The sequence below is a fragment of the Caproiciproducens sp. genome (assembly GCF_053840905.1).
The window spans coordinates 326744-338499 of sequence record NZ_JBNLXQ010000001.1 but is presented as its reverse complement, the minus strand read 5'-3'; the positions used below and the strand labels follow the sequence as shown (position 1 = coordinate 338499).

Below are 11756 nucleotides of genomic sequence, written 5' to 3'. Positions count from 1 at the left end.
GGGTGGTGATATTATCCGATTTCTGATCGTTCGCCGGATGCTGCACCGGGCAGAAATCGTAAATCTCCATGCCCTTCGGCACGACGACCATGCCCCCAGGATGCTGGCCGGTCGTGCGCTTGATCCCGGTGCAGCCGATCGCCAGACGCTGTTCCTCCGCACGGTGCATCACCATCCCCTTTTCCTCCGTATATTTTTTTACGAAGCCGATTGCGGTTTTATCCGCTACGGTTGCGATGGTTCCGGCCTTAAAGACGTTATCCTTGCCGAACAGCGTTTCTGTGTAGCGGTGTGCGCTGGTCTGGTATTCGCCGGAAAAGTTCAGGTCGATATCCGGCGTCTTGTCGCCGTCAAAGCCCAGGAAGGTCTCAAACGGAATCGTATGCCCGTCGCGGTTGTATTCCGTGCCGCAGACAGGGCAATTTTTCGGCGGCAGGTCGAACCCGCTGCCATAGCTGCCGTCGGTGATGAATTCGCTGTGCTTGCAGTTGGGGCAGACATAATGCGGCTCCAGCGGGTTTACCTCGGAAATACCGGACATATTCGCCACAAACGAGGATCCGACGGAACCACGGGAGCCAACCAGATAACCGTGCGCTTCCGAGTCCGCGACCAGCTTCTGCGCGGTCATATAAAGGATGGAGAAGCCGTGCTTCGTGATGGAACCCAGTTCACGGTCGAGACGCTTTTTCACGATATCCGGCAGCGGGTCACCGTAGACCTCTTTCGCCCTTGTCCATGTGATACTGGTCAGCTGTTCCTCGGCACCCTCGATAAAGGGCGGATAGGTTCCCTCGGGAATCGGGCGGATTTCCTCCGTCATCTCCGCGATCAGGTTTGTGTTTTTCACCACGACTTCATACGCTTTTTCCTTACCGAGATAAGCGAATTCCGCCAGCATTTCCGCGGTGGTGCGCATGTAGAGCGGAGCCTGCTCGTCGGTATCCTTGTATCCCTGACCGGCCATCAGGATTCTGCGGTAATCGCCGTCCTTCGGGTCCATAAAGTGAACGTCGCACGTCGCGACCACCGGCTTATGGAGATGCTCTCCGAGCTTTACGATCGTCCGGTTGAATTCTCTCAGCTTTTCCTCGTCGGGGACAAGGCCCTCGCGGACCATAAAAAGATTGTTCCCAATCGGCTGAATTTCAAGATAATCGTAGAAACTCGCGATTTCACACAGAGTTTCCCAAGGCTGCGCGTTGAAAACCGCTCTGTAAAGTTCTCCAGCTTCACATGCGCTGCCGACAATCAGACCTTCCCTGTGTTTGATCAGTTCGCTTTTGGGGATACGCGGGTTTCTGTAAAAGTAGTCCAGATGGGACTTGGAAATCAGCTTGTACAGATTTTTCAGACCCGTTTTATTTTTGACCAGAATGATCTGATGGTAGGATTTCATTTTTTTAGGGTCTCCGCCGGCCAGAGAGGAGTTGATATCCATCACCGACTGCGCGCCGGTGTCTTCCTTCAGACGCGTTAACAGCGCCATAAAGATCTTGCCCAGTACCGTTGCGTCGTCGCTTGCTCGGTGATGGTTGAACGGGTCGAGCTTTAAGTATTTGGCGACCGTGTCCAGTTTGCAGTTCTTGATATCCTTCAGCATGGAGCGGCACATGGGAACGGTATCGATGTACGGGTAGGAAAAATCCATTCCGCTGCGCTGCGCCGCGATCCGGATAAACGAGGTGTCGAACTCGGCGTTGTGGGCGATCAGAACGGCGTCTTTGCCGCAGAAATCATAAAACGCCTGAATGGCTTCCTTTTCCAGCGGCGCGTCTTTTACCATGGAGTCCGTAATCCCGGTCAGCTCCGTTATTTTCGCCGGAATCGGGATTTGCGGATTGACGAAGGTATCGAAGCTTTCTATAATCTCGCCGTTTTTGATCCTGACCGCACCGATTTCGGTAATTTTGTCCTTGTTCGGGCTCAGGCCCGTAGTTTCGATATCGAATGAGATGAATTCGTCATCCAGCGTTTTAGAGGATTCCCCTTTGACAGCCTGTACAAGATCATTGACAAAATAGGCTTCCACCCCATAAATGACCTTGATATGGATATCTTTCTTTTTCAGGTCGTTCACCGCGTTCATAGCGTCCGGAAAAGCCTGAGCCACACCGTGGTCGGTAATGGCAATGGCGCTCTGCCCCCACTGAGCGGCGCGCTTGATCAGGTCTCCGGCGGAATTCACGCCGTCCATGCTGGACATATTGGTATGTAAATGCAGTTCCACCCGCTTGACATCGGCTTTATCCGTCACTTTCAGCTGTTGGACCGTGCTGATGCTTTTGGCGCGCAGGACGATTTCATGGTCGTATTTATCGTATTCCACATCGCCGCGGGCGATGACCGACATGCCCTTCGACAGCGTGTCCAACGCCTTGCATTGGGAAACCATCTCAATAATTTTCAGCGTCATGGAACTGGTATAGTCCGTGATATTGATCGTGATGATTTTTCTCTGCTGATCCCTTGTAATCTTTTCTTCAATCTGAAAAATCTCGCCCCAAATCGTTACGCTCCCAATATCCGGAGTTACCTTATTAATCGGAACCGGCTTTGCTTTCGTCGCGTGCCCGTACAGTTCGCGGGCAGTTTCCGGTATCATGCAGGGGAGCAGCGTTTCGCCCGAGCGCACCTGAATTGTCCTGGGCGCTTTTACATGATTGAGATTTGTTTCGTAGGCTTCCACCTGCTCCACAACCGCTTCGCGTTTCAGCGTTTCCTGCCGCTTCTTTTTCTTTTCAATATAGACCGGATTCTCGCTGTCTACCGTCAGAAGTCCGTCGAATTCCACCGTCAGGCTGATGCCGAATTCCTCGTGAATCAGCCTGGAAATCAGGCGGTCAATATGACGCGAAACCAGCAAATCCCTTCCGCCGTGCGTCAGGGAGATGATCAGCTTTCCGTTTTCGACCCTTGCGGAGGAATCCGTCAGAGTCCCGTTGATACTGGCTTCCCGGCGCTTCAGTTCCATCACCAGACTGGGGTAATAGTCAACGCTGAAGGTCTCTGACGGGAAGGATGGAAAGATGCAGGCTTTGGCAAGGTTCAGTTCTTTACAGGCGGAAATTTGCTTTTCCACATCATAAAGCACGCGGCGCTCCACCAAAGATGGAAACGCCACGTCAGCAGTAATGATTCTGTTATTTGTATCGATTTGTAATGAAGAAATGCTTCCGTTGCACACGGGAGACGGCAGTCGTGAAGCTTCTATGTATGCACCAAAAAATTCACCAAAAGTTTTCAATGGAATTCCGTCCTTTACATCTGATCTATCTCCTGCATTAAGCAGTCCAAAAGCTGATCCTCCGGAACCTTGCGGATAATCCGGCCCTTCTTGAACAGAAGGCCCACCCCGTCTCCTCCGGCAATGCCGATATCGGCCTCGCGGGCTTCTCCGGGGCCGTTTACCGCACAGCCCATAACCGCGACCTTCAGATTCTTTTTGCATCCCGCAAGGCGCCGCTCGGCCTCGTTCGCAAGGCGGATCAGGTCGATCCGCGTTCTGCCGCAGGTCGGGCAGGAAACGAATTGGATTCCCTCCGTGTTCAGATCAAGCGCCCGCAAAATATCAAAACCGGCGGCGACCTCCTTTACCGGGTCGGCCGTCAGGGAAACACGGATGGTATCCCCTATCCCGCGCTGCAGAAGAGAACCGATTCCGATCGCGGATTTGATCAGGCCCATCCGCTCGGTCCCGGCCTCTGTCACGCCCAGATGCAGCGGGTAGTCGCAGCTTTGCGCCGCCAGCTCATAGGCCTGGATCATTTTGTTCACATCGGAGGATTTAATCGATAGGACAATATCGTGAAAATCATATTTTTCCAGCAGCGAAGCGTGATACAGCGCGCTTTCCACAAGCGCCTGCGGCGTTGGGCTGCCGTATTTTTCCAGAATTTCCTTTTCCAGCGAACCGGAATTCACTCCGATCCGGATGGGGATATTTTTTCGGCGGCATGCGTCCGCCACCGCCTTGACATGGTCGTCGGAGCCGATATTGCCGGGATTGATCCTGATTTTGTCAATTCCCGCCTCCACCGCTTCCAGCGCCAGGTGATAGTCAAAATGAATATCCGCGACAAGCGGAACCTGTACGGCGTTTTTGATCGCCGGAATCAGCGGAATGGCGTCCCTGCTCGGAATCGCGGCACGGATGATATCGCACCCGGCCTGCTCCAGTTCCACCGCCTGACGGACACTGCCGTCGATATCCGTGGAAGGAATGTTGAGCATGGATTGCACGGATATTTTGGAACCGCCGCCAATCGTCACCTTCCCGGCATGAACCGTCCTTGATTTTCGCATGATCAACCCAACCCCTTGCCAGTAATCAGCCTGATAATATCGTTGAAAGTAATAATCACCATCAGACCCATCAGCAGGCAGAAGCCGGCCGTGTTTACCCAGCCCTCGTATTTCGGGTTGATTGGCTTGCGGAAAATCGCTTCCACGATCAGGAACAGCAGCCTGCCACCGTCCAGCGCCGGCAGCGGAAGCAGATTCACGACGCCAAGGTTGACGGTAATGACCATCATCATCATCAGAATATTGTTCAGGGCGGCGATAAAATTCTGCTGCAGACCGATCGAGGCCGCCTGCCCTATGGCGTTCGCCGTGCCGACGGGGCCCGCGACATCATTGAATCCGAATTTTCCCGTGACAAGCCCGACCAGACTGTACCAGACCATTCGAACGGTGGAAACCGTGTCCTGCGCGGATTTGACAATCAGGGTGCCGGGATTTTTTTCAATCGGCTGCACATAAAAGTCAAGGGCAAGGATTTGCTTCCCGTCCGATTCCTTTGTATTAAACCGTATATCATCAAAGTTCAGCAGCTTTCCGCCGTGGGAAACCTGAATATCCGTTTTCATCGGGTCCGCCATGGCGAGAGCAAAACTCAAATCGCGGTCCCCGTTTATTTTATAGCCGTTGATGCTTTTAAAAACATCGCCAACCTGAAACCCGGCCGCCTGCAGGGCCGACTGATCGGTAAATTTCGAGATGGTCGTCGAAGAAAACGCAGGCTGCTGGCCTAAAAGAATCATCATAATGACGAGGCCCAGGATAATATTCATCACGGCGCCCATCACAACCACCAGCATCCGTTTCCAAACCGGCCTGTTGTTAAAGGCACGGTCGTCCGGGCTGTCCTCATCTTCGCCTTCCATCGCGCAGAAGCCGCCGATCGGAAACGCGCGCAGGGAATACTCCGTTTCCCCCCTTGTAAAATGAAACAGCTTCGGCCCCATGCCGATGGCAAATTCATTGACACGAACTCCGGAAAGCTTCGCCGTGAAAAAATGTCCGAATTCGTGGATAAAAATAATAAAGCTGAAAAGAAGAATCGCTATAATCACCAATATTGCTTTCGTAATCATGATCACCTCATCGTCAGCCGACCGCGCCGAAAACATAATCCCGCGCATTGCGGTCGGCATTCAAAATATCGTCAACGGACGAAACCGTTTGAACATCCGGCTGATTTTCCATCGCACTGCGGACCAGTTCCCCAATCCGGAGAAAAGAAATCCGGCCGTCCAGAAACAGCTTTACCGCGACCTCATTTGCTCCGTTTGCCGCCGCGGGGGCAAGCCCGCCGCGCTCAATTGCTTTCTTACACGTGTCAAGGCAGGAGAAAGTCTGGAAATCGGGCTCAAAAAAGGTCAATTTACCGTAATCCGTCAAGCTCAGCTGCGCAACCGGCGAAGGAAGCCTCTGCGGCCAGGTAATTGCATACTGAATGGGAATTCTCATGTCCGGCAGCCCCAGCTGCGCGATGACGGAATGATCTTCATATTCAATCATGGAATGAACGACGCTTTCCCGATGGACGACCACGGAAATTTTGGAGGCCGGCAGATCGAACAGCCAGGACGCTTCTATAATTTCCAATCCTTTATTCATCATGGTAGCGGAGTCGATCGTAACCTTGGCGCCCATGTTCCAGTTCGGATGCCTGAGCGCCTGCTGCGGCGTTACATGAATCAGCTGATCCCTGTTTTTCCCGAAAAACGGCCCGCCGGAAGCCGTAAGGAGGATGCGCTTGAGCGCTTTTTTCTCCGGGCAGCCCTGCAAACATTGAAATACGGCCGAATGCTCGCTGTCCACCGGAAAGATTTTTGCCGAATTCTTTTTGGCCGCCTCCATCACAAGGGAGCCCCCGGCGACCAGCGTTTCCTTGTTGGCGAGCGCAACGTCTTTTCCCGCTCCGATCGCGGTCAGGGTGGGCACCAGCCCAACCATTCCTACGACGGAATTCAGGATCAAATCGGCGCTTTCCATCGCTGCGGCCTCGCACAGGCCGTCCATACCGGTCACAACCCGGACAGGAGTGTCCGCCACGGCAATTTTCAGTTTTTTCGCCGCGGACTCATCAAACACCGCAGCCAACTCGGGTTTGAATTCCCTGATCTGTTCCTCTAAAAGCGCCGTATTGGCATTGGCTGCCAAAGCGCATACCTTTACGTTCAAACCGCGTACAACGTCAAGCGCCTGCGTGCCGATGGAGCCGGTCGAACCAAGAATTGAAAGACATCTTCTCATTATTATTCACCATTTTGCAGTTTTATTGCATCTAAGCATATATTTATTGAAAGACAAGCGGCAAAAACTGGACAAGCAAATACACAAACGGCGCTTCAAAAATCACGCTGTCAAAGCGGTCCAGAATCCCGCCGTGCCCCGGAATGATTTCCCCAAAGTCCTTGATATGGCAGCTGCGCTTGATCAGCGAAAAGCTGAGGTCGCCCAGAACGGACATAATCGTTCCGAAAAATCCGATGACCACCAGCGTCAGGTACGATATTTCCACGCTGTAAGCGTAGTAAACCGCGTGGAAGATATATCCGAAAACGATCATGGCGACAATATTCAGAACAAAGCCGCCGATAACGCCCTCCACCGTCTTTTTCGGGCTGATATTCGGACACAATTTATGTTTTCCCCAAAGGCTGCCGGCAAAAAACGCCCCGGTATCCGCTATCCAGGCGGAAAAAATTGCAATCATCACATAAAACATGCCGTGCTTCCCGCCAAAATTGCGCAGGCTGATCAGTGTTTCAAGGGCCGTCGGGATCATCAGCGACATACTGTAAATGACGCCCACCTCACGGAAGGTGATTACCTGATGGTACAGGATCAACGCTCCGAATATAACGACCGTATAGAGAAAATACGCAGTCTGTTGCAGCATATCAACCTGTATCAGCGGAATTACCGCGGAAAAGACCAGGCTGGGGATAAGCAGGACAAAATTTTTGGACAATCCCAGAGCGGAAATAATTTCAAAAACGGCAAAAACGGAAATCAAAGCAATCGCAATGTTCAAAGCTGCCGGAACGGTGCTGTTAAATACTACAATCGCGGCCAAAAAAAGGACAAGAGATACTCCTGAAGCAACCCTTTCTCTCAATTAAACCCCTCCAAAGCGCCTGTTGCGGCTCGCGTATTCGTTTAACGCGCGATCTAAATCCCTTGGCTTAAAGTCAGGCCACAAAATATCCATTACAACGTATTCGGCGTAAGCCGACTGCCAGAGTAAAAAATTTGAGATACGGCTTTCCCCGCTCGGCCGGATAATCAGATCCGGGTCGGGTTGTCCGCCGGTATAGAGCCGTTCGGCGACGGCAGCTTCACTGATCTGCTCGGGGGACAGCTTTCCTTTTTGCACATCCTCGGCAAGCATTCTGGCCGCGTGTACGATTTCCGCGCGGCCGCCGTAATTCATGGCAATGTTCAGGACCATGCCGGTGCGCTCTTCCGAAACCTTCTCCGTTTCCCGAATCAGTTTCTGCAGCTCCGGCGGAAAAGCCGATACGTCCCCGATAAAACGTACTTTTATGTTCTCATTTAAAAAATCACGCAGAGCATCTTCAAGATACTGCTTGAACAGCTTCATTAAAGCCCCGATTTCCTCTTTTGGACGCCGCCAGTTCTCCGTTGAAAAAGCATATACCGTAAGATACTCAATTCCAATCGAACTGCAGTAGCGCGTGATTGTCTTGAAGACAGCCGCTCCTACGGTATGGCCGGCGGAACGCGGGAGCCCGCGCTTTTTCGCCCACCGGCCATTTCCGTCCATAATGATCCCCAGATGCTTTGGAAGATACTGTTGTTCCATTTCCTTACCTATATTTCCATAATTTCCTTTTGCTTTTTTTCAAATACGCCGTCTACCTGTTTGCAATATTTATCGGTTAAATCCTGCGTTTTCTTTTCCGCCTGCTTCAGCTCGTCTTCCGTAAGCTCTGAATTTTTCTTCATGCCTTTGAGCTTTTCCATCGCGTCACGGCGCATATTGCGGATCGCGATCTTGCGCTCCTCGGCCATTTTGCTGATTTCCTTCACCAGGTCGCGGCGTCTTTCCTCCGTAAGCGGGGGAAAAGTGATCCGGATGACCTTGCCGTCGCTCTGGGGATTGATGCCGATGTCCGAGGTCTGTATGGCCTTTTCAATGGCGCGGCATACGGAAATATCCCAGGGCTGAATGGTCAGAATCCGCGCTTCGCTTACCGCCACCGCCGCAAGCTGGTTAATGGCGGTCGGCGTGCCGTAATAATCGACTTTTACTTTATCCAGCACCGCCGGGTTCGCCCTGCCCGCCCGGATGGACGCAAAATCATCCGACAGAGCGCTGACACATTTCTTCATGTGGTCCTCTGCGCGTTCCAATACTTCTTTCATCATAAGTCCTCCTTCACAAGTGTTCCGATCGGTTCCCCGCAAACGGCTTTGATAATATTATCCGGCTTGCCGATGCTGAAAACAAGAATCGGAATCTTATTATCTTTGCACAGGGAAGCAGCCGTGCTGTCCATCACCTGCAGGTTCCGGTTGAGTACGTCCATAAAGGACAGGGTGTCAAATTTTACGGCGTCCGGATTCTTTTTGGGGTCGCTGTCATAAACGCCGTCAACCATGGTGGCTTTTAAAATAATGTCCGCGTCAATTTCGGCTGCCCGCAGCGCCGCCGCCGTGTCGGTTGAGAAGAACGGGTTTCCGGTACCGCAGCCAAATACAACGACTCTTCCCTTTTCCAGATGCCGCACGGCGCGGTTGCGGATGTACGGTTCGGCAATCTGCTGCATCGCGATCGCGGTCTGCACACGGACCTGAACCCCAAGCTGCTCCAGCGCGTCGGCAACGCCCAGGGCGTTGATGGTGGTGGCGAGCATCCCCATATGATCCGCGCGGGTCCTGTCCATTTTTCCGCTGCTGCGGCCGCGCCAGAAATTGCCGCCGCCAACAACGATTCCGATCTGAACCCCCATATCCGCACATTTTTTGATCGGTCCGCAGATTTTCAGCACCGTATCAAAATCAATTCCGTGGGTCTCGCTGCCCGCGAGAGATTCGCCGCTCAGCTTGAGAAGAATTCTGTTATATTTAGGTTGCAAATAAAACACCCCTGTTTTCATTTTATATTATTCTACAATAAGCATTGTGTAAAGTAAAGGCTTTCATAACTAAATATAGTTATTATTGTCAAGTTTTATAATTTAGAAACATTTCTCCGAAAGCGGTAACAGTAGGAAGGCATAAAAATAGCGCAGGATTGTTTTCCTGCGCTATTCCTCAGTGAATTCTTACTTAACCATGCTGGCGATTTCTTCTGCAAAATTATCTTCGCGCTTTTCAATGCCTTCGCCCTTTTCAAAACGGACATAATCCACAATTGAAATGGAGCCGCCAAGCTCTTTTGCGGTAGCCTCCGTGTACTGCTGCACGGAAAGATCGCCGTCTTTGACATAGGCCTGATCCAAAAGGCAGATTTCCTTAAAGAACTTCCCAAGTCTTCCGGTAACAATCTTATCGGCAATTGCAGCAGGTTTGCCATCGTTGATAATCTGCTCTTTCAGAATCGTCTTCTCATGTTCAACAACATCGGCGGGAACCGATTTCTGATCGAGGTACTGCGGGCTGATGGCCGCAATCTGCATGGCGATATTCTTCGCGTACTCCTTAAACTCTTCCTTGGCCGCAATTTCCGCGGAAGTATCGAATTTAACAAGAACGCCGATTTTTCCGGCCGCATGGATATAGGGCGCAACTACGCCTTCAAAACGCTTGAAACGGCGGATCTTGATGTTCTCGCCGATGGTCAGGATTTTATCCTTGAGCATCGCGTCGACCGTCTGATCCGAGCCGCTTGCCTTGCACTGAAGCAAAGCCTCCACATCGGCGGGATTGGACTCGATCACCGTATCCGCACAGACCTTTACGAAGTGCTGGAAATCCGCGTTCTTCGCAACAAAGTCGGTCTCGGCGTTGACCTCGATGTCCACACCGACGGTTCCTTCCTCATTCAGGCACGCAAAAGCAACGCCCTCGGCTGCAATACGGCCCGCCTTTTTCGTAGCGGCCGCAAGGCCCTTCTCTCTCAAAAAGTCGATCGCGGCATCCATATTTCCGCTGGATGCTTCCAGTGCTTTTTTGCAGTCCATCATCCCGCAGCCGGTCTTCTCACGAAGCGCCGCAACATCTTTAGCTGTAAAAGCCATTCTATTTCCTCCGCTCTTAATATTCGTTTTATTTATTATTTGCGCATATCACCGATTATTCCGCGGCTTCCGCTTCATTCACTTTTTCTTCTTCCGCTTCAGCGGCAGCGGCGCCCATCTGGCCTTCCTTGCCTTCAACGATTGCGTTCGCGACGGTTGCGGAAATCAGCTTGACGGCACGGATCGCGTCGTCGTTGCCGGGAATCACATAATCGATTTCATCCGGGTCACAGTTGGTGTCGACAATCGCGACAATCGGGATGCCGAGCTTTTTGGCTTCCGCCACGGCGATCCTCTCTTTGCGCGGGTCAACGATAAACAGTGCGCCGGGGATTTGTTTCATATCCTTGATGCCGCCCAGGAATTTCTCGAGCTTTTCGATCTCAAGGCGAAGCTTGATGACTTCTTTTTTCGGCAGAAGATCAAAGGTACCGTCTTCTTCCATGGCCTTGAGCTGGTTCAAACGGTCGATCCTGCGGCGGATCGTACGGAAGTTGGTCAGCATGCCGCCCAGCCAGCGCGCGTTGACAAAATAAGCGCCCGCGCGTTCCGCTTCGTCCCTCACGGAATCCTGAGCCTGCTTTTTGGTGCCGACAAACAGTACGGATTTGCCTTCAGCGGAAAGGCTGCGGACGAAATTGTAAGCGTCCTCCAGCTTCTTGACGGTTTTCTGCAGGTCGATGATGTAGATGCCGTTGCGTTCCGTAAAGATATACGGCGCCATTTTCGGGTTCCATCTTCTGGTCTGGTGACCGAAGTGAACGCCGGCCTCCAAAAGTTGTTTCATTGATACTACTGACATAATAATCCTCCTTGGTTTTTCCTCCGTCCCGCTTTAACAGACGCAACACCCGGAAGCCGGGCACCAAATCGTCATAGCAGAGACGTGTGTTTTTTATTGCGCGGATATTATAGCATATAAAAGAATAAAATTCAAGACTTTTTCAGTTGCCAAAGAATCCGCCAAACCCGCGCCCTCTTTTTTTCGTTCGGCAATAGTTATTATACGTCACCAAAATAGTATCGTCCCCTATCACCTGAATATCCTGCCATTTAATAATAATATCGTCCTCCCTGCCCAGCAGCCCGAAGCAGCGCAGGCGGCCGTAAATTACAATGGCAATTACTCTGGCGTCCGCGGTGTCTATCTCCACATCACAGACACATCCTATCCGGGTCCCGTCCTTTACATTGATCACTTCTTTATGGCGCATATCAATGATCCGGCAAGTCACGCTTCCACCTCCCCTACAGATA

11 protein-coding genes are annotated in these 11756 nt (G+C 51.9%); all 11 read right to left on the bottom strand.

Going from position 1 to position 11756, the window contains the following annotated elements; translation table 11 throughout:
- Positions 1-3247: PolC-type DNA polymerase III (locus tag ACQGQ5_RS01705; protein WP_455734866.1), on the bottom strand; the 3247-nt coding region annotated here is incomplete at its 3' end.
- A gap of 14 nt (positions 3248-3261) precedes the next feature.
- Entirely contained in the window at positions 3262-4305 is a 1044-nt protein-coding gene (gene ispG / locus ACQGQ5_RS01700; RefSeq protein ID WP_455734865.1) for a flavodoxin-dependent (E)-4-hydroxy-3-methylbut-2-enyl-diphosphate synthase, read from the bottom strand.
- A 2-nt stretch (positions 4306-4307) separates the two neighbouring features.
- Positions 4308-5378 (bottom strand): M50 family metallopeptidase, encoded by a 1071-nt coding sequence (locus ACQGQ5_RS01695; protein WP_455734864.1) that lies wholly within the window; start codon positions 5376-5378, stop codon positions 4308-4310.
- Positions 5379-5391: 13 nt separating this feature from the next.
- Complete coding sequence (locus ACQGQ5_RS01690; RefSeq protein WP_455734863.1) at positions 5392-6543, bottom strand: 1-deoxy-D-xylulose-5-phosphate reductoisomerase; 1152 nt, start codon at positions 6541-6543, stop codon at positions 5392-5394.
- 43 nt (positions 6544-6586) lie between these two features.
- Positions 6587-7411, bottom strand: coding sequence for a phosphatidate cytidylyltransferase (locus tag ACQGQ5_RS01685; RefSeq protein WP_455734862.1), 825 nt, complete (start codon positions 7409-7411; stop codon positions 6587-6589).
- The gene (locus ACQGQ5_RS01680; protein WP_455734861.1) at positions 7412-8119 is read right to left on the bottom strand and encodes an isoprenyl transferase; all 708 of its coding nucleotides are present in this window, start codon (positions 8117-8119) and stop codon (positions 7412-7414) included.
- Positions 8120-8127: 8 nt separating this feature from the next.
- On the bottom strand, positions 8128-8682 hold the full coding sequence (frr, locus tag ACQGQ5_RS01675; protein ID WP_455734860.1) for a ribosome recycling factor: 555 nt from the start codon (positions 8680-8682) through the stop codon (positions 8128-8130).
- The gene (pyrH, locus tag ACQGQ5_RS01670) at positions 8682-9395 is read right to left on the bottom strand and encodes a UMP kinase (protein ID WP_455734859.1); all 714 of its coding nucleotides are present in this window, start codon (positions 9393-9395) and stop codon (positions 8682-8684) included. Before pyrH ends, frr begins: the two co-directional genes overlap by 1 nt.
- 189 nt (positions 9396-9584) lie before the next feature.
- Positions 9585-10499, bottom strand: coding sequence for a translation elongation factor Ts (tsf, locus tag ACQGQ5_RS01665; RefSeq protein WP_455734858.1), 915 nt, complete (start codon positions 10497-10499; stop codon positions 9585-9587).
- A gap of 55 nt (positions 10500-10554) precedes the next feature.
- Positions 10555-11301, bottom strand: a complete 747-nt coding sequence (gene rpsB / locus ACQGQ5_RS01660) for a 30S ribosomal protein S2 (protein ID WP_455734857.1) — start codon at positions 11299-11301, stop codon at positions 10555-10557.
- A 142-nt stretch (positions 11302-11443) separates the two neighbouring features.
- Positions 11444-11734, bottom strand: coding sequence for a YlmC/YmxH family sporulation protein (locus tag ACQGQ5_RS01655; RefSeq protein WP_455734856.1), 291 nt, complete (start codon positions 11732-11734; stop codon positions 11444-11446).
- Positions 11735-11756 lie beyond the last annotated feature (22 nt).

Coding starts and splice junctions, on each gene's coding strand:
- rpsB (WP_455734857.1), bottom strand. CDS start 11,301: ATGTCAGTAGTATCAATGAAACAACTTTTGGAGGCCGGCGTTCACTTC.
- tsf (WP_455734858.1), bottom strand. CDS start 10,499: ATGGCTTTTACAGCTAAAGATGTTGCGGCGCTTCGTGAGAAGACCGGC.
- ispG (WP_455734865.1), bottom strand. CDS start 4,305: ATGCGAAAATCAAGGACGGTTCATGCCGGGAAGGTGACGATTGGCGGC.
- ACQGQ5_RS01680 (WP_455734861.1), bottom strand. CDS start 8,119: ATGGAACAACAGTATCTTCCAAAGCATCTGGGGATCATTATGGACGGA.
- frr (WP_455734860.1), bottom strand. CDS start 8,682: ATGAAAGAAGTATTGGAACGCGCAGAGGACCACATGAAGAAATGTGTC.
- ACQGQ5_RS01695 (WP_455734864.1), bottom strand. CDS start 5,378: ATGATTACGAAAGCAATATTGGTGATTATAGCGATTCTTCTTTTCAGC.
- ACQGQ5_RS01690 (WP_455734863.1), bottom strand. CDS start 6,543: ATGAGAAGATGTCTTTCAATTCTTGGTTCGACCGGCTCCATCGGCACG.